Origin of the sequence: Nonomuraea sp. CA-141351 (assembly GCF_050944675.1) — a bacterium.
In the GTDB taxonomy this organism is placed as follows: Bacteria; Actinomycetota; Actinomycetes; order Streptosporangiales; family Streptosporangiaceae; genus Nonomuraea.
In genome coordinates this window covers 3,676,776-3,701,230 of record NZ_CP191982.1, presented here as the reverse complement: position 1 = coordinate 3,701,230, position 24,455 = coordinate 3,676,776, and the positions used below count along the sequence as shown (strand labels likewise).

The 24,455-nt window shown below is 68.1% G+C and carries 20 protein-coding genes and 2 pseudogenes; 4 read left to right on the top strand and 18 right to left on the bottom strand.

Annotation, left to right across the window (positions count from 1 at the left end):
- Nucleotides 1-27: 27 nt before the first annotated feature.
- Genes ACQPWU_RS17520 through ACQPWU_RS17500 form a run of 5 tightly spaced genes read right to left on the bottom strand, consistent with a single transcriptional unit; the run spans nucleotide 28 to nucleotide 5,375 of the window.
- Complete coding sequence (locus ACQPWU_RS17520) at nucleotides 28-1,104, bottom strand: ABC transporter ATP-binding protein (RefSeq protein WP_433441256.1); 1,077 nt, start codon at nucleotides 1,102-1,104, stop codon at nucleotides 28-30.
- A complete protein-coding gene (locus ACQPWU_RS17515; protein WP_433441254.1) occupies nucleotides 1,104-2,171 on the bottom strand; it encodes an ABC transporter ATP-binding protein in 1,068 nt (355 codons plus the stop codon). Before ACQPWU_RS17515 ends, ACQPWU_RS17520 begins: the two co-directional genes overlap by 1 nt.
- Entirely contained in the window at nucleotides 2,171-3,082 is a 912-nt protein-coding gene (locus ACQPWU_RS17510) for a carbohydrate ABC transporter permease (protein WP_433441252.1), read from the bottom strand. Before ACQPWU_RS17510 ends, ACQPWU_RS17515 begins: the two co-directional genes overlap by 1 nt.
- The gene (locus tag ACQPWU_RS17505; protein WP_433441250.1) at nucleotides 3,082-4,032 is read right to left on the bottom strand and encodes a carbohydrate ABC transporter permease; all 951 of its coding nucleotides are present in this window, start codon (nucleotides 4,030-4,032) and stop codon (nucleotides 3,082-3,084) included. The genes ACQPWU_RS17510 and ACQPWU_RS17505 overlap by 1 nt, the downstream gene beginning before the upstream one ends.
- On the bottom strand, nucleotides 4,029-5,375 hold the full coding sequence (locus ACQPWU_RS17500; protein ID WP_433441248.1) for an extracellular solute-binding protein: 1,347 nt from the start codon (nucleotides 5,373-5,375) through the stop codon (nucleotides 4,029-4,031). Before ACQPWU_RS17500 ends, ACQPWU_RS17505 begins: the two co-directional genes overlap by 4 nt.
- A 460-nt stretch (nucleotides 5,376-5,835) precedes the next feature.
- Between ACQPWU_RS17500 and ACQPWU_RS17495 the strand changes: the two genes are divergently transcribed.
- The 4 genes and pseudogenes from ACQPWU_RS17495 to ACQPWU_RS17480 form a co-directional block, all read left to right on the top strand.
- A complete protein-coding gene (locus ACQPWU_RS17495) occupies nucleotides 5,836-6,579 on the top strand; it encodes a GntR family transcriptional regulator (RefSeq protein ID WP_433445227.1) in 744 nt (247 codons plus the stop codon).
- An 87-nt stretch (nucleotides 6,580-6,666) separates the two neighbouring features.
- Nucleotides 6,667-7,236, top strand: coding sequence for a DJ-1/PfpI family protein (locus tag ACQPWU_RS17490; RefSeq protein ID WP_185074998.1), 570 nt, complete (start codon nucleotides 6,667-6,669; stop codon nucleotides 7,234-7,236).
- A 67-nt stretch (nucleotides 7,237-7,303) separates the two neighbouring features.
- Nucleotides 7,304-8,077: an alpha/beta fold hydrolase gene (locus tag ACQPWU_RS17485; RefSeq protein ID WP_433441246.1), complete on the top strand. Its 774-nt coding sequence runs from the start codon at nucleotides 7,304-7,306 to the stop codon at nucleotides 8,075-8,077.
- Nucleotides 8,078-8,422: 345 nt separating this feature from the next.
- Nucleotides 8,423-8,575, top strand: a pseudogene (locus tag ACQPWU_RS17480) (IS256 family transposase); the annotation flags it as partial.
- Nucleotides 8,576-9,500: 925 nt separating this feature from the next.
- Here the strand turns inward: ACQPWU_RS17480 and ACQPWU_RS17475 are convergent.
- The 13 genes and pseudogenes from ACQPWU_RS17475 to ACQPWU_RS17415 form a co-directional block, all read right to left on the bottom strand.
- Complete coding sequence (locus tag ACQPWU_RS17475; RefSeq protein WP_433441244.1) at nucleotides 9,501-10,382, bottom strand: carbohydrate ABC transporter permease; 882 nt, start codon at nucleotides 10,380-10,382, stop codon at nucleotides 9,501-9,503.
- Nucleotides 10,382-11,299, bottom strand: coding sequence for a carbohydrate ABC transporter permease (locus ACQPWU_RS17470; RefSeq protein WP_433441242.1), 918 nt, complete (start codon nucleotides 11,297-11,299; stop codon nucleotides 10,382-10,384). The genes ACQPWU_RS17475 and ACQPWU_RS17470 overlap by 1 nt, the downstream gene beginning before the upstream one ends.
- Before the next feature lie 102 nt (nucleotides 11,300-11,401).
- Nucleotides 11,402-12,778: an ABC transporter substrate-binding protein gene (locus ACQPWU_RS17465; RefSeq protein WP_433441240.1), complete on the bottom strand. Its 1,377-nt coding sequence runs from the start codon at nucleotides 12,776-12,778 to the stop codon at nucleotides 11,402-11,404.
- Nucleotides 12,779-12,926: 148 nt separating this feature from the next.
- Nucleotides 12,927-15,089, bottom strand: a complete 2,163-nt coding sequence (locus tag ACQPWU_RS17460; protein ID WP_433441238.1) for an alpha/beta hydrolase — start codon at nucleotides 15,087-15,089, stop codon at nucleotides 12,927-12,929.
- Between the two features lie 182 nt (nucleotides 15,090-15,271).
- The gene (locus ACQPWU_RS17455; RefSeq protein WP_433441236.1) at nucleotides 15,272-16,258 is read right to left on the bottom strand and encodes a LacI family DNA-binding transcriptional regulator; all 987 of its coding nucleotides are present in this window, start codon (nucleotides 16,256-16,258) and stop codon (nucleotides 15,272-15,274) included.
- 157 nt (nucleotides 16,259-16,415) lie between these two features.
- A pseudogene (locus ACQPWU_RS17450) lies at nucleotides 16,416-16,583 on the bottom strand (substrate-binding domain-containing protein); the annotation flags it as partial.
- A gap of 30 nt (nucleotides 16,584-16,613) precedes the next feature.
- Nucleotides 16,614-16,934: a hypothetical protein gene (locus tag ACQPWU_RS17445; RefSeq protein WP_433441233.1), complete on the bottom strand. Its 321-nt coding sequence runs from the start codon at nucleotides 16,932-16,934 to the stop codon at nucleotides 16,614-16,616.
- A 71-nt stretch (nucleotides 16,935-17,005) separates the two neighbouring features.
- Nucleotides 17,006-18,013 (bottom strand): sugar phosphate isomerase/epimerase family protein, encoded by a 1,008-nt coding sequence (locus ACQPWU_RS17440; RefSeq protein WP_433441230.1) that lies wholly within the window; start codon nucleotides 18,011-18,013, stop codon nucleotides 17,006-17,008.
- Nucleotides 18,010-19,182, bottom strand: coding sequence for a Gfo/Idh/MocA family protein (locus ACQPWU_RS17435; RefSeq protein ID WP_433441228.1), 1,173 nt, complete (start codon nucleotides 19,180-19,182; stop codon nucleotides 18,010-18,012). Before ACQPWU_RS17435 ends, ACQPWU_RS17440 begins: the two co-directional genes overlap by 4 nt.
- Nucleotides 19,179-20,240: an ABC transporter substrate-binding protein gene (locus tag ACQPWU_RS17430; protein WP_433441226.1), complete on the bottom strand. Its 1,062-nt coding sequence runs from the start codon at nucleotides 20,238-20,240 to the stop codon at nucleotides 19,179-19,181. Before ACQPWU_RS17430 ends, ACQPWU_RS17435 begins: the two co-directional genes overlap by 4 nt.
- A gap of 48 nt (nucleotides 20,241-20,288) precedes the next feature.
- Complete coding sequence (locus ACQPWU_RS17425; protein ID WP_433441224.1) at nucleotides 20,289-21,299, bottom strand: ABC transporter permease; 1,011 nt, start codon at nucleotides 21,297-21,299, stop codon at nucleotides 20,289-20,291.
- Nucleotides 21,292-22,878 carry a sugar ABC transporter ATP-binding protein gene (locus tag ACQPWU_RS17420; RefSeq protein ID WP_433441222.1) on the bottom strand — a complete coding sequence of 529 codons (1,587 nt, stop codon included), beginning with the start codon at nucleotides 22,876-22,878 and terminating at the stop codon, nucleotides 21,292-21,294. Before ACQPWU_RS17420 ends, ACQPWU_RS17425 begins: the two co-directional genes overlap by 8 nt.
- 345 nt (nucleotides 22,879-23,223) lie before the next feature.
- On the bottom strand, nucleotides 23,224-24,438 hold the full coding sequence (locus ACQPWU_RS17415) for an ROK family protein (protein WP_433441220.1): 1,215 nt from the start codon (nucleotides 24,436-24,438) through the stop codon (nucleotides 23,224-23,226).
- Between the last annotated feature and the right edge of the window lie 17 nt (nucleotides 24,439-24,455).

The window sequence follows — 24,455 nt, the reverse complement described above, 5'->3', positions numbered from 1 at the left end:
AGCGATTGACCTCGCCGTCCTGCGCGATCACCTTCCGGCCTCGGACAGCGCCAGCCCGGTGTCCGCATCGAACAGGTGCGCACGGTCCAGGTCGACCGTGACAAGCAGCCGCTCGCCCGGCGTGCCGGTGACGGTGGTTCGTGCCTTGACCTTGAGGATCTCCGTCCCCACCCGGACGTCGACCACCGTCCGGTCACCGAGCGGCTCAAGGCCGTAGAGCTCACCCGGCAACGACGCGTCCCCACGCTGCTCGACGGACAGGTCCTCCGCGCGCAGGCCCAGCAGCAGCGGACGACCGTCCTCAGCCGTGGTCCAGCGGGGCCGCGGCAGCGTCCAGCCTTCCGCGCCGACCAGACGATCTCCCTCGGCGTGGCAGGCGAGCAGGCTGATCGGCGGGCTACCGACGAATCCCGCGACCCACTGGTTGGCCGGACGCTCGTACACCTCGGCCGGCGTTCCGACCTGTTGCACCTTTCCCTCCTTGAGTACCGCGACCTGGTCGGCCATGGACAGGGCCTCGACCTGGTCGTTGGTCACGTAGACGAAGGTCGCTCCGAGGCTCCGGTGGATGCGGGTGAGCTCGGTGCGCATCTCGACGCGGAGCTTGAGGTCGAGGTTCGTCAGCGGCTCGTCCATGAGGAACGCGCGCGGACGACGGACCAGCGCCCGGGCCAGGGCGACCCGCTGCATCTCACCACCCGACAACTGCGCGGGACGACGCTGCAGCAGACGTTCGATGTGCAGCAGGCTCGACATCCGCTCGACGGCAGCGGCGATCTCGCTCGAGGAACAGCGGCGTGCCCGCAGCGGCGAAGCGATGTTCTCGTACGCCGTGTGCCGCGGGTAGAGGGCGTAGTTCTGGAAGACCATGGCCAGGTCGCGTGCGGCCGGGCTGTCACCGGTCGCGTCCCTCCCGTCCAGGTGCACCGACCCGGCGTCAAGCTTCTCAAGGCCGGCGATCGCTCGCAGGGTCGTCGTCTTGCCTGCCCCGGAGGGTCCGAGCACGACGAAGAACGAGCCGTCCGGTATGTCCAGCGTCACCCCGTCCAGGGCCTGGACTTTGCCGAAGGACTTGCACAGCCCGCGCACTGCCACGGTTCCCATCAGGCCACCAGCTCTTCCGTGCTCACGTCGTAGACCGGCGGGGGCCCGCCGGTGTGCCGCAGCCCGACCGGTGCGTCAGCGGTGAAACGGACAGTCGGTGGCATCCGAACCCGTACGTCGCGCTGTCCGTCGTGGTCGACCACGTAGATGATCTCGTCGCCCAGCCACTCCGCCGAGACCACGCGGGCCGGGACCGAACATTCCGCCCCTGGTTCCGTGACTTCCAGCGCCTCCGGCCGGACGCCCGCGACAAGGCGACGGTCGCGCGGCAGGCCCGGCGGTGGCGTGAGGGCCAGCCCGCCCTGACTGCGCAGCTTCCCGTCGGCCACCTCCACCTCGATCAGGTTCATCGGCGGGGAGCCGATGAACGCGGCGCAGAAAAGACTCGCCGGACGGTCGTAGACTTCCAGCGGCGTGCCGATCTGCTCGACGCGGCCCTTGTTGAGGATGGCGATTCTGTGGCCGAGCGACATCGCCTCGACCTGGTCGTGAGTGACGTAGACCATCGTCGTCCCCAGCTCCCCCTGCAGGTGCTTGATCTCCGTGCGCATGTCCGCCCTCAGCTCCGCGTCCAGATTGGTGAGGGGTTCGTCCATGAGGAATGCGCGCGGTCGTCGCACCAGGGCGCGGGCGAGCGCGACGCGCTGCTGCTCCCCGCCGGACAGCCGGTGCGGTCGCCGGTCCAGGAGCGGACCGAGCCGCATCAGCCGGGCGGCCTCGTCGACCCGTTTGCGCACCTCCGCCTTGGGCAGTCCCTCGGCCCGCAGCGGGAACGCCAGGTTGTCGCGGGTTCTCAGGTGCGGGTAGAGAGCGTAGAACTGGAACACCATGGCGATGTCGCGGTCGGCGGGCGGCAGGTCGTTGACCAGCGTGTCGCCGATGCGGATGTCGCCCGTCGTCTGCCTTTCCAGGCCGGCTACGGCTCGCAGCGTGGTCGTCTTGCCGCAACCCGAAGGGCCGAGCATCACGAACAGCTCTCCGTCGCGGATGGACAGGTCTACGTGATCGACTGCGACCGTCCCGTCCGGGTAGCGCTTGTGCAGGGCGCTCACCTCGATGCCCGCCATCAGCGTCGCACCGCCCCGAGCGTCACACCGGCGACGAGGTGCTTGCGCACCAGGTAGGCGAAGACGAGCACCGGCAGGGCGAACACCACGGAGGCGGCGGCCACGAGACCCCAGTCCACTGTGGTTCCGCCGATGAGGCCGGCGATGGCGGGCGGGGCCGTCCGCACGTCGTCACTGGAGGTGAGGAAGATGGCGAACACGAACTCGTTCCAGGAGAAGATGAGTGCGAAGACCGCCGTCGCGGCGATGCCGGGCAGGAGCAGGGGAAGGGTGAACCGCCAGAACGCCTGCAAGCGGGTGTAGCCGTCGAGCATGGCGGCGTCCTCGTACTCCGCGGGCACCTCGTCGACGAACCCCTTCATCATCCAGATCGTGAACGGGACGTTGAAGGCGGTGTAGATGAGGATCAGGCCGAGCTTGGTGTCGATGAGCCCGACTTGGCGGTACATGAGGAAGATCGGGATCACGACCACCACGGGCGGCATGAAGCGGGTGGACAGGATGAAGAACAGCTGGTCCTTCTTGGCCTTCACGGCGAAGCGTGAGTAGGCCCAGGCCGCCGGGACCCCCAGCACGGTGGCCAGCGCCGTGGAGACCCCGGCGACCAGGACGGAGTTGAGGAACGAAGCGGACAAGGTCGAACGACCGCCGCCGGAGGCGACGAACACGTCCTTGAAGTGCTCCATGGTGACCTTGAAGTCGAAGAACTTGGCCGGGATGGCGTAGACGTCCCGGTTCTCCTTGATGGACGTCTCGATCATCCACAGCACCGGGAAGAGCATCACGATGGCCAGCACGGTCAGCAGCGCGACCTCCAGCACGGCGCGGCCCCGGCCGCCGAAGCGGCGCGAGGGGGGCGTGTGATCCCGGGCTGAACCTGTGGACACGGCCTCGTCGACGGAGAGGGCCATCAGTCCTCCTTGAGCTTGTTCAAGTAGCGCAGGTAGAGCTGCGTAAGGACGATGACGATGAGGACCATGAGAATCCCGTACGCCGAGGCGGTTCCGGTGTTGAAGCCCAGGAACGCGACCTTGTAGACGTGGAACGACAACGTCTCGGTGGAGACCCCCGGGCCTCCGCTGGTGAGGATGTAGACAAGGTCGAACAGCCGGAAGGCCTCGATGGCCCTGAACAACACGGCGATGAGGAGCAGCGGCCACACCAGCGGAAGAGTGATGGTGCGGAACTGGAACCACTCGGACGCCCGATCGATCGCGGCGGCCTCGTACAGGTACTTGGGAACCGCGGTGAGGCCCGCGAGTGCGATGAGCATGATGAACGGCGTCCATTGCCAGGTGTCGACCAGGATCAGGGAGATCAGTGCCGTTCGCTGCCGGGTGAGCCACTCCACCTGCCCCAGGCCGAGCGAGCCGAGCATGCTGTTGATCACGCCGAATTGCGCGTCGAGCATGAATCGCCAGAACAGCCCGACCACGACCGGCGACAGCATCATCGGAACCAGGAACAGGGTGGTCAGCAGTCCTCGTCCGTGCGTGCGCCGTGAGATCAGGTAGGCGATGGTGAAACCGAGCACGGTCTGCAGGGTGACCGCGCCGGCCACGTAGATCAACGTCGTCAGGGCCCTCTGGTGGACCTGCGGCGAAGTCAGGATGGCGGTGTAGTTCTCGAACCAGAGGAACTGGGCGGGCCCCCCGCGAGTGGCCGAGTAGTCGGTGAAGGACAGGTACAACGCCCACAGCAACGGGAACACCGACATGGCGAGCAACAGCAGCAGCGCGGGAGAGGTGAAGGCCACGGCGAGCCCGCGGTCGCTCAAGCGGCGGGACCTGCCCGGTGCGGGCGGCGTCGCGGACGCCACCTGCCCGGGGTGGTCGGTCGTCAGAGGGGCGGAGTCACTCACAGTCCGCCGCCGCCCTTGCCGCTGCTGGCGTTGAGCACGCCCTGCTGCTGCTTGGCGATGTCGTCGAGCGCGGCCTTCGGCGCCTTCGCGCCGTTGAGAGCCGCGTTCACGTTGGTGTTCTCGATGTCGACGAGGCGCGCGTACTCGGGCACGTTCCACATGTCCCGCATCCGCGGAACCGAGTCGGTGTACACCTGGTTGAACGGCTGGGCGTTGAGGAACTCGGGCGACTCCAGGGCGTCCGTACGCGATGGCACGCCACCCGCCGCGGCCCACTTCTTCTGGATGTCACCCTGCTCGAACCACTTCATGAAGTTCAGGGCCTCCGCCTGGTTCGCCTCGGGCGAGTAGGCCGACACGTGCATCCCCATGCCGCCGAGAGGCACCAGGTTCGTCTTCTGGCTCGGCAGGGTGGCGAAGCCCAGCTTGTCGAGAATCTGCTCCCGCGTGGTGCCGAGCGTCGACTGCTTCGGGTCGAGCAGGCCGCCGCTCGCGGCGATCCAGTTGAACGCGATGCAGGCCTTGCCCTGGGCGACCGCCGCGTTCACCTCGTCGATGAACCAGTTGCCGGAGCCCTTGGCGGTCAGCGGCTTCATCTTGTTGACCAGGACGTCCATCGCCTCCTGGCCCGCGGCGTCGTTGAGGACGCCGTCGATCTTGCGCGTCTTGGGGTCCCAGAGGTTGCCGCCGTAGACGCCGTTGACCGTGTTGTAGGTTACGGCCGCGGCGTCGGAGCCGTTGGCCTGGTGGAAGGCCAGCCCGCTGACGCCAGGGTTGTCCGCCTGGCACTTCTCGGCGACTGAGATCATCTGGTCCCAGGTCTGCGGTGGCTTGTCGCCGATCAGGTCCTTACGGTAGATCATCGTCCAGGTGTCGCCGAGCAGCGGCAGTCCGTACAGGCTGGCGTTTTCGTCGCGCTTCCCGGTCTCCGCCTGGGGGAACTGGCCGTAGGCCGCCAGAAGGTACGGGTTGTAGGCCTTGACGTCGATGTTCTTCTTGACGAAGTCGGTGATGTCGAGGATGTTGCCGTTCGTCACGGCCTCGCCGATGTGTTGCGAGTCCAGGATCGGGATGTCGAAGTCGGTCTTGTGTGCGGCGAACTGGGTGAACATCGCGTCGTGCCAGTTCGCGTTCGGCACGGTCTTGACCTTGATGGTCACGTTCGGCCGCCCCTTGGTGTACTCCGCGTTCGCGAAGGCTTCCAGCGCGTGGGCGGGGGGCCAGTCGAACCAGATGAAGCTGAGGGTCAGCGGATCCTTGGTGAGCTCCGGGATGGTCGACGGCGCCTTGGGGGCGCTGCCGTCCTGACCGCCGCAAGCCGCCACGGTCGTGGCCACTAACATGGCCGCCGTAGCCAGCCGCGCCTTTCGACCGGGAACCGACAATCGTCCTGTTCGCTTGGGATACCGCATCTTCTTGCCTGCTTTCTGGGGGGATTTGTGGAGCCTTGCCGCGTGCTTCGCCGAGCAGTTGCTGGGTTGGTCAGGCGTGTTGCCGGCTGTCGCAGGGGCTGATCAGCAGACCGGCGTCACGAGTACGCCGCGACTTCATGGGGCTTCAAGCAGTCGGGAAGTCCTTCGGGTCCTGGTACGGCCCGAAGGCGAACCGAAGAGGACGTCGAGCATGCTCATAAGAGCTCCAACTGATCGAAGCGGAGCGATGGCGGGCGATTCCCCGATGGGTGAAGGATGGCTGGCGTCCGCCACCTTTCCTATACGATCCGAGTGGGAGCGTCAACATCCCGCAATACCGCGACCGATGCCGGCAGGTTCCCGAAGACGCAAGAAAGGACCTCACGTGACGATGGACGACGAAGCGATGATCGCGCGGCGCCGTGGGGCCATGACGGGCGGAATCCCGCGGGGAAGATCTCGCGGCCGGCTCGCCGACGAGGTGTACGACACGCTGCTCGGACAGATGATGTCGCTACGGATCGAGCCGGGCTCCCGCGTCACGATCGACGCCCTGGCGCGAGAGCTGGGGGTCTCACAGACGCCGATCCGGGACGCTCTGAACCGCATGGAGGCCGAGGGCCTGGTCGTGCGTGTGCCTCACGCCGGCTATCGCATTCCCCCCCAGATCACCCGTCACCGATTCGAGGACATGCTCGAGGTCCGCCTGCTCCTCGAGCCGGCGGCGGCGCGCCGATCCGCCGAACGCGCATCCTTGCAGCAGGTGGCCGGTCTGCGGCGGCTGCTGGAGGAGATGGCGGAGCTGGAGGGAGGCGACGGGCTCATGGCCTATGGCGCCTTCGGGCTGCGCGACGCCGCTTTTCACGATCTCGTCGCCCTGAGCGCGGAGAACCAGGTCATCCGCGAAGCGCTCGCCCGCCTGCACACGCACGTGCACCTGTTCCGGCTTCTCCACGACACCCAGGTCACTCACCTGGCCATGGCCGAGCACGAAGAAGTCCTGACCGCGATCGCCGCGCGTGACCCCGACGCCGCCGCCTACGCCATGCGCCGGCACATCCTGCGGTCCGGCGAGCGGTTCCGGCGATTGTTCGACGAGGCCGAGGGCGCGGACGGAATGGTGGTGGAGGCTTGACGGGCGGGCCGGGCCGGGGAATGCTAAGTCAACCCGATCGGATCGGATTGGATCCATCTCACCCGCCCCCGATGCGAGGAGAAGCAGGTGCCCAGAGCGCTGCTCCTGACCGGCGACGCCGCCGAGGAGCTCGACACCATGTATCCCTACTATCGCGTACAGGAGGGCGGCTGGGACGTCGACGTCTCGTCACGGACGATGCGTGACGTTCAGCTGGTCATCCACGAGTTCGACCCCAACTCCGACGCCTACGTGGAGAAGAACGGCCGGAAGTTGCCGGTCGACGTACCCTGGGCCGAGGTCGACGTCGAGCGCTATGACGCCCTCATCATCCCCGGGGGACGTGCCCCCGAGTGGATCCGGGTCGACGCCGACGTCAGGCGCATCACCGAACACTTCTTCGCGCGCAACCTCCCGATCGCGCTGGTGTGCCACGGCGCGCAGGTGCCGGCTGTGTACGGGCTGTTGAAGGGCCGCAAGACGGCGTGCTTCCCGCCCATCACCGGTGACATGGAGAACGCGGGCGCGACGGTCATCGACGCTCCCGACGTCGTGGACGGCAACCTCGTCTCCTGCAGGGGGTGGCCGGACATGCCGAAATTCGGCAGGGCGATGATGGAGGTCTTCTCGAAGTCCATCAACTCCGCATCGGCATGAGCGCACCTGGCCCGTCCCGGTGACGGCATCCCGGACCGTCACAGTCGACGGCTCCCCCGTTCACGTCATGGAGAGCGGCACCGGGCCCGCGGTGCTGATGCTGCACGGCTCCGGACCCGGTACGACCGGATCCGGCGCCTGGGCAACGACGGCACAGGCGCTGGGCGCGTCCTGGCACCTGGTGGCTCCTGACCAGGCGGGGTTCGGCCGCACACCGCTCCCGGCCGGCTCCAGGGGCGGGCTCCGGCTGTGGACGGAGCAGGCCGCGGGCCTGATGGATGCTCTCGGTGCCGAGCACTACGCCGTGGTGGGCCACTCCATGGGCGGCGCCGTGGCGCTGGCGTTGGCGGCCGCGCGTCCCCGGCAGGTCACCCATGTCGTGGCGGTCTCGACGATGGGCGCCCCCGGGGCACCGCTGTCCGCCGAGCTCGACGCGATCTGGGCCGCCCCTGCCGACCCGCTCGGGGCACGAGACATGTTGAGTCGGCTCGTCCTCGACCAGGCGCTCGTGACCGAGTCGGCCGTCGCCGCCCGTGCGGCCGCGATGCGAGCCGGGGCGGCCGCATTCGCGTCGTTGTTCCCTCCACCCAGGGCACGCTGGGCCGACGACCTCACCCTCTCGGCACGAACGCTGGCAGGGGTGCGCGCGCCCGTGCTGCTCATCCACGGTGCCGAGGACCGGGTCACCCCGCTCCGGACGGCAGCCCTGCCCCTCCTCGAGCACCTGGCCGATGTCCGTCTGCACGTGCTCGGCCGGTGCGGGCACGTGCCGGCGCTCGAACACCCGCACGACTTCAGGCGACTCCTGTCGTGCTTCCTCGGCCGGGAACGAGGTCCCTGACTCATATCCGTGGGCCGTGGGTTCAAGCCCCGCCCACCCTGCCACTGCGCCTGCCGGAAATTCCATCCGTGCAGTTCAAGCGGCATGTGAGTACTCGTGGAGAAGGGCTTGGTGGGCGCGGTGCCGGTTGTAGAACTCTTCGTACTCACGCGCAGGTGGCGTTCGTTCCAGAGCAGGCAGCGGTCAAGCAACTCGCGGCGGCACGACCGCATCCACCACTCCATGATCGCGTTCATTCGCTCAGATCATCATGCCGCGGCGGTGCAGACCTCACGCCCCCGAGACTCGAGGTACGTAATCACCATCCAGCGCTGGCCTGCACGGATGAATTTTCGGCACCCGCACCGCGCCGAGGGCGTGGAACTGGTCGGTGAGAACGGGTTGTTGGGCTGGCTGACGAAGCTGGTGCTGGAGTCCGCGCTCGAGGGCGAAATCACTGACCATCTCGGTTATGACAAGCACGAGCGAGGCGGCGGGAACGAGAGCGGCAACAGCCGTCGCGCACGGTGCTGGGCGGTATCCGAAGGCCGGCTCCGGCCAGTTCACCGCTGATGCGCTGGTAGCCCCATGAGGGATTCTCCCGGGCCAGGCGCAACACCGCCTCCCGGACGTCCGCGCGGGTAGAGGGACGGCCCGGGCGCTTGGACCGGTAGGTCCACCGGCGCGTCACTGGGGCACGGTGCCAGCGCGGCAACGTCGCGGGAGTGAGGAAGAAGGCATCCCACGACGGGCGAGGAATCAGCCGTAACAAGGCCGCGAGCGCGGCCCGATCCCCCGGATGGAGATCGGGCCGGTTCACTTGACGGAGCAATACGGCAACCTGATGACGAAGCACCACGATCTCCGCTGCCTTGGCCCGATCATCGCGACCCAGCAGGACCAGGAACTGAAAGACACGCCCGAGGAAGAGGCAGAGGGAAGACCACAGCACCGTCAGCAGGATGCCCGAGACCTCATCATGCTCGAGCCACGAACCCCCACGTCAACTTCGGCGGCTGAGTTTCCGCACCCCACAGGGCCCTCGCCATGGCAGTCCGTCACCCCGGTGGCCACCACCGGCCCGGAGCGCGAGGACCTCGGCCGCGCGGAATGCCTGCGCCTGATCGGGCAGCGCGGCTCGGGCCGGATCTCCTTCGGCGACACGCTGCTCCCCGTCGGCTACGCGGTGCGCCCCCACACGGTGACCTTGCGCTCACTGCATGCCGTCCACGCCGACCTCGCCGACGGGACGTCCTTCGTCTCAGGGGCGGCCGTCGTCCTCCAGGTGCACCGCATCGACCCGCACCGGCTGCACGGCTGGAACGTCCTCATCCAGGGCCCGCCCGGCCGCTGCACGCGGACGGGCTGCCCGGGCTCCGCCTCGAACTCGTGCCGCACCAGGTCACCGGACACCTGGTCTACGAGCCATCCCTGTTCCGAGGCCCTATCTCAGGCCGCCGACGGACAGGCCGCCGCGCCAGTGTCGCTGAAGCGTGAAGAAGGCGATGACGAGCGGGATGACCGACACGAGCGCGCCCAGGATGATGAGGCTCCAGAGGGACGTGCTGCCCGCGTTGTTGGCCGAGGCGATGCCCTGCCACATGCCGAGCCCGACGGTGACGGGGAAGAGGCGGTTGTCGGAGAGCATGGCGAGGGGCAGGAAGTAGTTGTTCCAGGAGGCCACGGCGGACAGGAGCAGCACCGTGACCACCGCCGGCCGCATCAGCGGAAAGGCGACCTGGACGAACGTCCGGATCTCCCCCGCCCCGTCGGCCCGCGCCGCGTCCAGAATCTCGTCGGGGACCGCGTCGCGCGCATATACGTGCATCAGATAAACGCCGAACGGGTTGAGCAGTGAGGGCAGGATCACCGCCCAGATCGTGTTGGTCAACCCCAGTTGCGAGAACATCATGAAGGTAGGAATCACCAAGGCCGTCGCGGGCACCATCAACGCGCCGAGCACGAGGGCGAAGGAGAAACGCCTGGCGGCGAAGCGGTATTTGGCGAATCCGTAGCCGGCCATGACGGACAAAACCGTGGCCCCGGCCCCGCCCGCGATCGCGTACAGGGTGGAGTTGAGGATCCACCTGCCGTAGATGCCATTGTCGTAGGTGAACAACTGCCGCAGGTTGCCGAGATAGTCGATGTGGCCGGCGAACCACAAGGTGTTGCCGCCCCCGAACAGTCCGGGGGCGTCCTTGGAGCTGTTCACGATGACCCACCAGAACGGCACCAGGAAATACACGACCAGAAAGCCGAGGAGCACCTGCAGCGGGAGGTGGCGTGACGGCCGGCGGCGGGCGCCGGCCAGGAAGCGGTCACTCATCACAGAAAGCTCCTCCGCTTGCGAGTGAAGAACAGAAAGGCGTAGACGCCGACGAACACGATCCCGCCGAGAGCGAAGGAGATCGCCGATCCGTAGTTGAAGTTCGCGAGTGCGAACGCCTGCTGGTACGCGTACATGTTGGGGGTGAAGTCAGGACCGATCGTGCCGGCCGCGAGGGAGCGCAGGATTTGCGGTTCGTTGAAGAACTGCAAGGTGCCGATGAGCGAGAAGACCAGGATCAGGGCCAGCGCGGGGGTGATCAGCGGGATCTTGATCCGCAGCGCGATCTGCCACTTGCCGGCGCCGTCCATGCGGGCGGCCTCGTAGAGCGCCGGGTCGATGCCCTGGAGCGCCGCGTACAGGATGATCATGTAGTAACCGGCCCACTGCCAGGTGACGACGTTGACCAGGCCGTAGAAGATCAGGTTGGTGCTCAGGAAATCAGGCGGCGTGGTGCCGAACCAGCCGAAGACTTCGGTGAGCGGCCCGAAGCTCTTGCTGTACAGGAATCCCCACATGACCGCCCCGATGACTGTGGGAATTGCGTAGGGAAGGAAGATCATGAGGCGCGAGAGGCGGGTGAACAGGGAGGTCACGGCGTCCAGGATCAACGCCATCCCGAGCGCGACGATGATCTGCAGCGGGATGGACACCAGCGAGAAGCGAATGACGAACCACGACCCCGAGAGGAAGCTGGGGTCGGTGAACGCCTTCACGTAGTTGTCGAGAAAGACGAAGCTGGTGCCGCCGATCAGCTTCTTCTGGAAAAGACTCAGATACAGCGCGTACCCGAGCGGCGCGATGAGCAACGCCAGGAAGACGATCCCGAATGGCCCGACGAAGAGCCACCCCATCAGATGCTCACGGAGGCGCACCTTACCGCGGATCTTGTGTGTCTTCTCTTGGGTGCTGGACACACCCTCTTCTAGCAGGAGGGACATCTTGGGCTCCGGGAAGTCGATGCGGGGAAACAGCGGGCAGGCCGGCCGGCCTCAGACGGCGCGGCCCCACCCTGCTCGTCACTGAACGGTGAAACCTTGCTCTTTGGCGTACTTCACCACGTCTTCCTGCAGCCGGTCGGCGGCCTGCGCACCGGTGACGGAGCCCTCGATGAGCGCGCTGACCTGCTTCGTCAAGGCGTCGAAGTAGTACTGGCCGAACGGGCTGTAGGTCATGCCCTTGTAGGCGTTCGCCGCGGGCACGTAGACCTCCTTGTTCGCCTGCTGGCCGTCGAAGAACGCCACCTTCAGGTTCACGAACTCGGGGGAGTTGAGCGCCTTGAGGTTCAGCGGGAAGATGATCTGGTTGGTCCAGCCGTCGGTGAGCGACTCCTTGTCGGCGTACAGGCCGTACGCCACCTTCGCCGCGAGTTCGGGGTTCTTCGCCTGGCTCGTCACGGAGAAGGCAGACCCGCCCCAGTTCACCTGCACCGGGTTGGCGGGATCCCACTGCGGGAGCGGCGCCACCGCGAACTTGCCGGTGTCCTCGCCCTTGCCGACACCGGCACCGGTGAGGTAGCCGGGCGCCCACGCCGCCGAGATGTACGTGGCGTATTTACCGTTGATGACGCCGGAGATGTACTCGGGGGTGAACTGGTCCTGCGTCCCGACCAGCCCCTTCTTCGCCAGGCGCGCCCAGTAGTCGAGCACGTCCTTGGAGCCCTGGTCGTTCAGCTTGACGCCGACCTTTTCTGGCTGCGCCGGGTCGTAGGCGAACGGAGACGCGCCCTTCTGTATCTGCAGTGCCATCGTGAGGGCTGAGACGTTCGCGGCGAAGTCGCCGAAGTGCGGGCCGCCCGCGTCCTTCATCTTCTGCGCGGCCTGCTCGTACTCGTCCCAGGTCTTCGGCGGCTTGATGTCGTACTTCTCGAAGAGGTCCTTCCGGTAGATCATCGCCATCGGACCACCGTCGACCGGCACGCCATAGACCGCCTGACCGACGGAGACGTCCTTCCACGCGCCCTCGCTGTAGTCGGCCTTGACGCGGTCATAACCGTACTGCTTGATGTCGACGAGCGACTTCTGGATCTGGAAGGTCGGGATCCGGTCCATCTCGATCATGATGACGTCGGGCGCCCCTGTGCCCGCCGAGATGGCCGTCTGGAACTTGTCGTACTCGTCGCTGCCCTGGCCGACGTTGGTCCAGCAGACCTGCACCTCACCGTTCTGCTTGTTGAAGTTGTCGACGACGAGTTGCGTGTTGGGGTACCAGCCCCACATCGTCACGACCGGCAGGTTCTTCTTGGGGATCGTGTTCGTGCAGTTGCTGGCGACGGCGTTTCCGCTCGGGTTGCTCGGGTTGCTCGCGCTGCCGGCCTGCTGGCCGGAGGAGCAGGCGGCGAGCGCGGAGGTGGCGGCGAGCAGGGCCGCCGCGGCGATGATCCTGTTTTTCTTCATTGGCTTGGTTCCCTTGGGGATCGCTGTAGGAGAGCGATCGAACGGGACGGGGAACAGGTGACGCCACCCGAACCCCGCCCCCGTGTCGATTCTCTTGTGAGCGTTAACATTGCCCCGGGTGCGACATGTCGCCCGGGCCGGGCTTCCGTCAGCGCTTGAACAGGCGCGGTGCCAGGTCGATGAGGTTCTTCTGCCACACGTCCCAGCCGTGCGGCCCCGGAGTGACCCCGTCGAACTCGTAGCGGATACCGAGGTTGTTCAACGTGGTCAGGGACGTCATGAACGACGGGTAGACGAAGTCGGTCTGGTCGCCGACGTACAGGCGCAACAGCTTCGTCCCGTTGTTGATCGCCTGCGCGTCGACGCCGGCGCCGCTGCCGAACCCGGCCGAGAACGCCGCGACGTACGCGAACTGACCCGGGCGCGCTTTGAGCAGCGTGAGCGTCTGCCCACCTCCCATCGAGAGGCCGGCGAGGGCCTGCCGCGACGGGTCGCTGGAGATGTGGTACCGGGCACGGGCCGCCGGAACGATGTTCTCCAGCAGTTCCTTGGTGAAGTCGGACACGTTGCCGTTGCCCATCACCACCACCATCGGCACCAGGTCCCCGTCGAGGAACCGGTGGTCGAGGATCTGCTTGGCGCGGCCCATCTCCACCCAGTCGGTGTAGCTCTGGCCGCTGCCGTGCTGGAGGTAGAAGACGGGGTACGGCTCCGCGCGGTTCGGGTCGTATCCCGGCGGGGTCCAGACCAGCGCGGCCCGGTCCTGGTTCGCGACGGTGCTCCGGTACGTCAGGCTCTCCACCTTTCCGCCCTGGCCGGCGGGCACGTCGGAGAGCAGCCGCGACCTCTCGCCGTTGACGAGGAAGGTGCTCCAGGTCGGCTCGGAGGTCACCTTCGTCGGGTTCGACACGTCCTTGACCGAGACGCCGTCCACCATCAGCCGGTAGTAGTAGAACCACGGGTCGAGCGGACCCACGGTCGCCCGCCACCGGTCGCCCTCGCGCGACAGCCGGACGCGCAGCCAACTGCCGTTGGGAGCCACGTTCGCCCACACCTTGACACGTTGGGCGTCCTTGAAGTCGGTTGTGGTCTCGAAGGTGACGAAGCGGTCCTCGCTCACGAACGGCGTCGGCGTGGTGCCGGGGGCCGGCGGGTTGAACTCGCCCTTCAGCCGCCCATGACCGGCGCTCGGGCCGTGGTCCGACACCTTGCGGAACAGCCGCGGCACGAAGTCGATGAGATTCTCCTGCCAGGCGTTCCAGTTCGCCCCGGCGTCGGGGTTGACCCCGTCGAACTCGTACGTGATCCGGGCGCGGTCCAGCGCCTTCGTCAGCCGGTTGGTCGCGTTGTACGCGGGATCCGTCACGTTCCCGGTGTACAGGCGCAGCAGCTTGATCGCGTGCGCGTCCGGCCGGCCGACGCCGTCCGTCAGCAGACCCGAGAACGAGCCGGCGTAGGCGAACTGAGCCGGGTTGGCCAGTGCGGCACGTAGCGCCTGCGTCCCACCCTCGGCCACCCCGGCGATCGCCTGGTGCGCCGCGCCGCGGTGCACGCGGTAGCGCTCCGCGACGGCCTTCTGGAGCTCCTTGTCGCCGGCCGCCGCGTCACCGTCGCTGATCACGACCACCATCGGCTCCATGGACCGCTGAGCCGACAGGTTGTCGAGGATCTGCTTGGCGCGACCGAGGTCGAGCCAGTCGGTGGCGCTCACACCGGTGGCGGACTGCAGGAACAACACCGGGTAGGCGTTGGGGCCCTTGCCCGAGTACGCCGGCGGCAACCACACCAGCGCCGACCGCTCCTGGCCCTTGGTCCGGTAGGTGAGGGTCTTGACCTTGCCGCCCTGCCCTTGAGGCACGTCCGCGAGCAGGCGCACCGAGTCGCCCGCCACGAAGAAGGTGCTCAGGAGCGGCTTGGACGCGACGCTCGTACCGTTCGTCGGGTCCTTGAGACCCTTGGTGTCATCGCCCGTGACCTGGTAGGTGTACAACCCCGGCTTGAGCGGGCCGAGGACCCCGGAAAAGGCGGTGCCCCGGCGGGTAAGGCCGAACTCCGCCCAGGTGAAGGAGGGCCCGAAGTTCCCCTCGATGACGACCCCGGACACCTGGCCCACGGCTGCCTCGACGGAGGCCACCGGAACGGTGAACGACGCGTAGCCGTCCTCGGAGACGCTGAGCCATGGCGTGTCCGCCGCCGCCGGCCGTGGCGCGAGCAGCACTGCCGCGATCAGCATGGCTCCGGCGGCCATCGCCACCGCGAATCGGCGTACGCCAATAGGCCGCGAACTGCCGTGATAGGCTAATAAACGCATGTTTAAACTCCCTTGATGGTTGGCTGCGGATGGCACCCGCCTGGCCGACCTGACTCATTGGTGAATGTGCTGCGGGTTTCTGTGTGCACGTACCTCCATGGGTAAGGGGTTTGCATCTGAACGCTCGGTGGCTCGAGCGTTCAGATGTGTCCGGGCGCCACACTGTGTGTGGCGCCCCGCTTTCAGGGCGTTCTGGGTGCCGCGGTGGAGCCGCGTACCACCAAGCGGATGGGAAGCACTATCTGGTGTGGGCCCTCCCAGTTACCGTTCACCAGCGACCTCAACATGCGGGCGGCCTCGAACCCGAGCCGGTACATCGACTGGTCCACCGTGGTCAGCCCCGGATCGCCCAGCGCCGACTCCGGTATGTTGTCGAACCCGGCCAGCGACAGGTCGCCGGGAACGCTGAGCCCCAGTTCCTTCGCGACCTCCAGGGCCTTCAGGGCCATCCCGTCGCTCGCCGCGAAGATCGCCGTCGGACGGTCCTCCCTGTCCATCAGCGCCCGTGCGAGCGGGACCGCGGACTCGGGGTTGAAGTCTCCCCTGGCGATCAACGTGGGGTCGACCGGCACCCCGGCTGCGGCCAGTGCTCTGCGGTATCCCTCTTCTCGCAACCATGCCGCCTCTAGATTGGACCTGCCCGCGATGAATGCGATCCGCCGATGCCCCAGGGCGAGCAGATGCTCGACGACCGTGGTGCCCCCCGCGAGGTTGTCCGCCGTCACCGACGGCACCGTCGAGTCCCGCGCCGGATCGATGGCCACGACCGGGGTGTTGCTCCGCACGTCGCCCGAGGGCGTGATCACGATGCAGCCGTCGGTGAGCGTGCCCGACAGGCGGGCGAGATGCCGCCGCTCCCAGCCCTCGGAGTACGTTCCGTAGAGGTCGCTGTTGGCGTAGATGATCAGGTCGAAGCCCGACTGGGTCAGCGCCTCCATCACGCCCTTGAGCACTTCGGCCGTGTATGACTGGAAGCTGTGGCTCACCAGGCCGAGGACGTTGGTGCGGCTGCGCCGCAGGCTGGTGGCCACCAGGCTCGACTCGTAGCCGAGGTGCTCGATGGCCGAGCGGACCTGTGCGATGGTGCTCGCGCTGACGCCGTAACGGCCGTTGACCACCCGGGATACGGTCGCGGTCGAGACGCCCGCTAATCGCGCGACATCGCTCATCGTTACCGGCGCACCGCCCTCGGCCATGCAGCCCTCACTAGTTGCAATCGTTATCGGTTACGTTTGCAGCGTTAACGTAAACGATAACTTTTGCCGAAACAAGACCTTTTCGGCCGACCGAACATCACGAATTAGACCGGCTGGAACGCTGGGCGTATCAGTGCGATGAGGCGGGCCCCATCGAGTCGCGGACGCTGAGGGTCGTCGCCAGCTGCAGGTGCCGCGAGGCGGGCTGAACGCCGTCCGCCATGCCGAGCACGGTCTTGACGGCCATCCGGCCCATGCCGACGAGAGACTGCCGGACGGACGTGAGCCGGGGCGTCGGCCGTCCCCAGGCGCGATCCTCTCCATGAGATCAGCGCAGCGTCAGGCGGAGCAGCAGGTCCTTGACCTCCGTCGCCTCGAATCGTTCGCTGCCGGCGGACGGGTCAGAGCAGAGCAGCACCGGCGCGTCGGCGGGGTCCGCGGGAAGCAGCCCATGTGAGCCGCGTACGGCGCGAGCACCCTGGTCGAGGCCGACGACGTTCATGAGGTAGCGCAGGCCGAGCTTCTTGCGCAGCAGTGCCGCGCCGGCCCTGAACCACGCCTCGGGCTCGGCGAGCAGGACCAGTTCGCCGGAGCGGGCGTGGTCCAGGCCGTGCGCCTTCCGGCGACGGCGAACGCCTGCGAGGTCCACGGGTCCTCTCGCGATCGTTCACCGGGACGGTGGGCGGCGGCCACTGTGCGGCCGCCGCCCGGCGTGATGGGTCATTCGGAGGAGAAGGCGGCGTCGAAAGCAGCGGCCGGTGGGGTGATGGCGTTGAGCGAGCGGATGTAGGCGAGGGATTCCGGCGCGCCGTGCAGACGGTCCATGCCCGCGTCCTCCCACTCGATGGAGATCGGGCCGTCGTAGCCGATGTGGTTGAGCGCGCGGAAGCACGCCTCCCACGGCACGTCGCCCCGGCCGGTGGACACGAAGTCCCAGCCACGCCGGGGGTCGGCCCACGCCAGGTGGGAGGCCAGACGGCCGCGCCGGCCGTCGCGGGTGGCCACCCGGGCGTCCTTGCAGTCCACGTGGTAGATCCGGTCGGCGAAGTCGAGGATGAAGTTCGCCGGGTCCAGGTCCTGCCACACCATGTGCGAGGGGTCCCAGTTCAGCCCGAAGGCCGGCCGGTGGCCGATGGCCTCCAGCGTCCGCACCGTGGTGTGGTAGTCGTAGGCGATCTCACTCGGGTGCACCTCATGGGCGAAGCGCACTCCGACCTCGTCGAAGACGTCGAGGATCGGGTTCCACCGGTCGGCGAAGTCGGCGTAGCCCGCCTCGATCATCGACGGGGGCACCGGCGGGAACATCGCCAGCGTGTGCCAGATCGACGAGCCGGTGAAGCCGACGACGGTCGTCACGCCGAGCGCGGCCGCCGCGCGGGCTGTATCCTTGATCTCTTCGGCGGCGCGCCGCCGAACGCCTTCGGGTTCGCCGTCACCCCAGATACGGGCGGGCACGATGCCCTTGTGGCGCTCGTCGATGGGATGGTCGCAGACCGCCTGGCCGACCAGGTGGTTGGAGATCGTCCACACCCGGAGGTTGTACTTGGCCAGGGTCTCCTTCTTGCGTTCGATGTAGGAGTCGTCCGCGAGGGCCTTGTCGACCTCGAAGTGGTCGCCCCAGCAGGCGATCTCCAGGCCGTCGTAGCCCCACTCCGACGCCAGCCGGCAGACCTCCTCGAACGGCAGGTCCGCCCACTGCCCGGTGAACAACGTGACCGGCCTCGTCATGAACCCTCCACAGTGATGAAGCGGCTGCCCTCAGCCGCGCTCTGCTCGACCGCCGCCAGCACCCGCTGCACCCGCAGGCCGTCCTCGAAGGACGGTGCGGGGTCGGTGCCGGCGGCGATCGCCTCCAGGAAGTCCTTCGTCTCGTGGACGAAGGCGTGCTCGTACCCGAGGCCGTGGCCCGGCGGCCACCACGCCCCGGCGTACGGGTGGTCCGGCTCGGTGACCAGCACCCGCCGGAATCCGTGCTCGGCGCTGTCGATGGTGTGGTCGTGGAACCACAGGTCGTTCATCGACTCGAAGTCGAAGGCCAGGCTGCCCAGGGCGCCGTTGATCTCGATGCGCAGCGCGTTCTTGCGCCCGGTCGCGAAGCGGGTGGCCTCGAAGGAGGCCAGCCCGCCGCCGCTGAGCCGTCCGATGAACAGCGCCGCGTCGTCCACGGTGACCGCGCCCCTCCCGGTTCCGCCGCCGGCCGAGAGCCCGGCCGAACTGGCCGCCAGGGGACGCTCCTTGACGAAGGTCTCGGTCAGCGCCGCCACCCCGGTCAGCCGCTCACCGGTGATGAACTCGGCGGTGTCGATGATGTGGGCGCCGATGTCGCCGAGGGCCCCGGAGCCGGCCTTGTCCTTCTGGAGCCGCCAGACCAGGGGGAATTCCGGGTCGACGATCCAGTCCTGCAGATACTGCGCCCGTACGTGCCGGATCTCGCCGAGCATGCCTTCTTCGACGAACCGCCGGGCCAGCGCGACGGCGGGCACGCGGCGGTAGTTGAAGGCGACCATGCTGCGCACGCCGAGCGCGGCCGCCTCCTTCGCCACCGCGGCCATGGCCTCGGCCTCGGCGACGGTGTTGGCGAGCGGCTTCTCGCAGATCACGTGCTTGCCGGCCGCCAGCGCCGCGATGGCGATCTCGGCATGCGAGTCGCCGGGCGTGCAGATGTCGACGATCTGCACGTCGTCGCGGTCGAGGAGGCGCTTCCAGTCGGTCTCCGCGCCGGCCCACCCCAGCTTCTCGGCGGCCTGCGCGGTCGCCTCGGCGGATCTGCCGGCCACGGCCACCATCAAGGGCCTGAACGGCAGGTCGAAGAACGCGTCCACGCTGCGCCACGCCTGGGAGTGCGCACGACCCATGAACGCGTAGCCGACCATGCCGATCCCGATGACAGGCCTCATGACTCGAACCCGAGGGGCAGGTACTGGGCGGCGTTGTCCTTGGTGATGGTCTCCGAAGCCAGGGTGATCGACTGCGGCACCTGCTGCTCCAGCAGGTCGCTCATGCCCTTGCCCTGAGCGATCAGCCGGGCGATCTTGATCGCCGAGGCTGCCATGGTGGGGGGATAGGTGACGGTGGCCTTCAGCACGCCGCTGTCGGCCTGGATGTCACGCATCGCATTGGCCGAGCCCGCGCCGCCGACCATGAAGAACTCGTTGCGACCGGCCTCCTTGATCGCCGCCAGCACGCCGATGCCCTGGTCGTCGTCGTGGTTCCAGATCGCGTCGATCTTCTTGTGCGCCTGGAGCAGGTTGGCGGCCACCTGCGTTCCGGACTCCACCGTGAACTTGGCGTCCTGTTGCGCGGTCACCTTGAAGCCGTACGTCTTCAGCGCGTCGGCGAAGCCCTTGCTGCGGTCCTGGGTCAGCGGCAGCGTGGCGATGCCCTGGATCTCCAGGATGATCGGGTTGGAGACGCCCTTGTCCTTCAGCGTCTTGCCGATGTGGTGTCCGGCGGCCACACCCATGCCGTAGTTGTCCCCTCCGATCCAGGCCCGGTACGACAGCTTGTCCGGGAAGACGCGGTCCACGTTGACCACCGGGATGCCCGCGTCCATGGCCTGCCGGGCAACCTGGTTGAGCTGCTGGCCGTCGTTCGGAAGGATCACCAGCACGTTGACCTTCGCCTGGATCAGCGACTCCACCGCCGAGATCTGCTGGTTGATGTCGTTGGTCGGCTCGACCGGCTTGAATTCGACGTCGGTGTACTGCTTGGCCGCGTCCGCCGCGTTCTTGCTGATGGCGGCGATCCAGCCGTGGTCGGCGGCCGGGGCCGAGAAGCCGATGACGACCTTCTCGCCAGGGGCGTCGTTCCCGTCCTTGGCCGCGGGAGCGGGCGCGGGCGCGCTCGCCTGCTGGGTGGCGACCGGCTCGTTGCTGGTGCAGGCGCTGACGAGGGCACCCGCGCCGAGGGCGGCGCCGCTGAAGAGGAAGCCGCGCCGGGCGACGTTCTTGTCCATGTCTTCTCTCCTTGCTGAAGCCGGAAGGCTTGCGATCCGGCCCTGGTGTCAGGTGTGTGTTTTGAGGCTTCGCCGCTGCAGCAGCACGGCGGCGACGATGATCGCGCCCTTGGCGATGAGCTGGTCGGCGGTGTTCAGGCCGTTCAGGATGAACAGGTTGGTGATCACAGTGAAGATCAGCAGACCGAGGATCGATCCGATGATCGTGCCCCGGCCGCCGCTCAGCAGCGTCCCGCCGATGATCACTGCGGCGATCGCGTCCAGCTCGTACAGGTCGCCGTGTGTGGACGATCCGGTCGTGGTCCTGGCCATGATCAGCACCGCGGCGATCCCGCAGCACAACCCCGACAGGGCGTACAACAGCAGCGTGTGCTTGCGCACGTCGATGCCGGCCAGGCGGGCGGCCTCGGGATTGCCGCCTACCGCGTAGGTGCGCCGGCCGAACGTCGTGCGGTTGAGCACTAGCCAGCCGAACAGCACCACCAGCGCGAACACGTACACCAGCAGCGGCAGCCCGAGCACCCGCGTGGTCGACAGGCTCACGATCATCGAGTTGTCCTGCTGCACGAGCTGTGTGCGCTGGTTGGACATCCGCTGCGCCAGGCCGCGCCCGGCCACCATCATCGCCAGCGTCGCGATGAACGGAACCATCCGGCCATAGGCGATCAAGATCCCGTTCAGCAGGCCCGCGCCGGTGCCCACCAGCACCGCGCACACGATCACCACGACCGGCCCGTAGGACTGGGTCGCCAGCGTGGTCGCCCATACCGACGCCAACGCCATCAGCGCGCCCACCGACAGATCGATGCCACCACCGATGATCACGAACGTCATGCCAACAGTGATCACCCCGATGGTCGAGGCCAGCGCCAGGATGCTCACCAAGTTGGAGGAGGTGGCGAAGTTCTCCGGCCTCGTCACCAATCCCACGATCGCCAGCAGTGTCAACGCCGCGACCAGCCCCAGATGCCGGACCTCACCCAGCCGGCCGAACCGCCCGCCCGGTCCCGCCGCCTTCAATCGCGGACCAGTCGGCGCGGCCCGATCAACCTCAGTCATGCGATGCTCCTTCGGTGGGGGGATGTGCCACATCGGATCCGGGCCTCTGTCCTGCGGAGACCATCACCAGGTCGAGCACCCGGTGCTCGTCCAGGTCCTCGGCCGGCGCCTCATGGACGATCCGGCCCTCGCGGATGACCAGCACGCGGTCGGCCAGGCCCAGCACCTCAGGCACCTCGCTGGACACCAGCAGCACACCGATGCCGTCGTCGGCCAGCTTGCGCACCAGCGCGTACAGCTCGGCCCGGGCACCGACGTCCACCCCACGCGTGGGCTCGTCCAGCAGCAGCAGCTTGCGGTCCTCGGCCAGCCAGCGTCCCAGCACCGCCTTCTGCTGGTTGCCGCCCGACAAGGTCCTGATCGGCCGGCGCGGATCGGGCGGGCGAATGTCCAGCGCCTGCGACAGCCGTTCGGCCTCGGCGAACTCGGTCCGGCGGTCGAGCCAGCCCAGCCACCGCGGCCTGGTGTAGCGGCTCAGGCTCGCCAGCGTGATGTTCTGCGCGACGGGGTGGTCCAGCAGCAACGCCTGCGCCTTGCGCTCCTCGGGGGCTAGGCCCATGCCCATCCGCACCGCGCGGGTCGTGCTGCCCGGCCGCACCGTCCGCCCATCGAGCACGACCCGGCCACCGGCCCGCCGCGCGCCGTAGATCGCCTCGATGATCTCGCTGCGGCCGGAGCCGACCAGGCCCGCCAGGCCGACGATCTCCCCGGTCCTGATGCTGAACGACACGTCCGCGAACCGGCCGGGCAGCGTCAGATTCTCCACCCGCAGCACCTCGGGCCGCCCCTCGTGGGCTCCCCTGCCCGGCCGGGACGGGAAGACGTACTCGACGTTGCGGCCGGTCATCAGCGCCACGATCTTCGAGGTCGGGGTGTCCTTGGCCGCCAGCCCCACCGCGACCGTGCGCCCGTCCTTGAGCACGGTGACTCGGTCGCCGATCTCGCGGATCTCCTCCAGCCGGTGGGAGATGTAGATCACCGCCACGCCCTGAGAGGTGAGGTCACGGATCACCCGGAACAGGTTGCCGACCTCGTCGTGGTCCAGCGCGGCCGACGGCTCGTCCATGATGATCACCCGGGCCGAGTGCGACAGCGCCCTGGCCATGCTGACGATCTGCTTGTGGGCCGGCGACAGCGAGCCCACCTCGGTGCGGGGGCGGATCTCGCCGTGCCCCAGCCGCTCGAGCAGCTCGGCCGTCGCCCGGTCGGCCTCGGCCCGGCGGGAGAACCCGAAGGTCGCCCTCTCGTGGCCGAGGAAGATGTTCTCCGTCACGCTCAACCCGTCCACCAGATCGAGTTCCTGGTAGATGGTGGCGATTCCGTGGCTCATCGCCGCGGTCGGCGGCGCCAGCCGTACGGGCGAGCCGTCGAGCAGCACCTCGCCCTCGTCGGGTTCGTGGGCACCGGACAAGATCTTGATGAGCGTGGACTTCCCGGCGCCGTTCTGGCCGAGCAGACAGTGCACCTCTCCGGCTCTGACCTCAAGGTTCACGCCGTCCAAGGCGCGCACGCCCGGGAACTGCTTGACGATTCCTCGCATCACGAGCAGCGATGACGAGTCGGATGGTGACCGCGGCACAGGGCCTCCCTCGGTTACGGTGTGGCCGTGCCCGCCTGATGGCCCCGCCCGCCTGACGGCGCCGGTTGGCACCGCCGCGACGGCACCGAGGTCGGCGTCAACGGTGCCGGTGCGGCTTCGGGTGACCGATCAGGCGGGCGGGACGTTCTGGGTGGGAAGGGGCACAGGGAAAAGGGCACAGGGGTTTCCGCCCGCCCGGCCGCATGCCCCATGGCCGCGGCACGCGAGATGGACGGGGTGTGCCGAGGCGGTGCGGAACAGGACGGCCAGGCGGACGGAAGGTTCAGGGAGCGGGCGGTAGATCGGGACCGCGTGCCGGCACGCGGGTGAGGCTGACTGTGGTGATCAAGCCATCGGGGTTCCCTCGATAACCCCGATGGTTGGAGGCGTTCGGCTCGAGATGCTTGTGGGGTCGGACAGTGCTCGTTCCACGACTACTCCGGCCGCTCCGCGTGAGGCAGCGCCGAAGCCGAGGCCGGAGGCGACGAACCGGCAGCGCTCGACGGCATCGCTCATGCCCAGGCGTGCCAGCGTCTGTTGCGCTGCGGGGATCATCAGGTCGGCGAGTCGCGCGAAGTATCCGCCAAGCACGATCACCCGTGGGTTGAAGAGGTTGACCAGCATGGCCGCCCCGATTCCGAGCCACCGGCCCACCTCCGCGGCGGCGGCGTCGACGCGGGGATCTCCTTCGGCCCGTCGGTGCTCGATCTCGGCCAGCCGCTCCTCCGGGTCACGGACGAGTTGCGGGCCCTTGCCGTACGCGCAGTCCGGTGTGGCCATGCGCACCAGCGCGGCCAGCCCGACTTTGGTCTCCCAGCAGCCGACCCGGCCGCAGCGACACGACTCGCCGGAGGGATCGATCACGACGTGGCCGACCTCCCCCGCGAATCCGTCCGCTCCGCCCAGCAGCCGGCCGCCGGCGATGACGCCGCCGCCGATGCCCACCTCGCCTGTGAGGTAGACCAGGTCGGAGGTGCCCGCCGCGACGCCCGAGGTGTACTCGGCCAGGGCGGCGAGGTTGGCGTCGTTGTCCACCGCGACGGGGATGTCCGCGGCGATGTTCGCGTGGGAAAGCCGCTCCGCCACCGCCACCCCGCGCCAGCCGAGGTTCGGGGCGACGACGACGGTGCCGGTGGTGGCGTCGATCAGGCCGGGGACAGCCACGATGATTCCGGCCGGCGTGATCCCGAGCCGGTCGAGGTCGGCGACGGTCCTCTCGGCCATGCGGGCCAGCTCGTCCAGCGAGCGTTCCGGGCTGGAGCCCATGGCGTCGAAACCGATGCGCCGGTCGATGATCACCCTGCCGGCCAGGTCGGTGGCGATCGCGGCGATGTAGTCGACGTTGACCTCCATGCCGAGGGCGCCGACCCGGGAGCCATCCAGGGCGAGGGCGACACCCGGGCGGCCGACGGAGCCGGCGTGCTGCGGCCCCATCTCCTTGACCAGTCCGCGCGCCTGCAGCTCGCTCACCAGACTGGTGACGGTCGCCTTGTTCAGCCCGGTCGCGGCGGCGACGGCCGATCGGGTGCACGGGCCGCACGCGCTGACGTGACGCAGCACGAGGGCGAGGTTGGAAC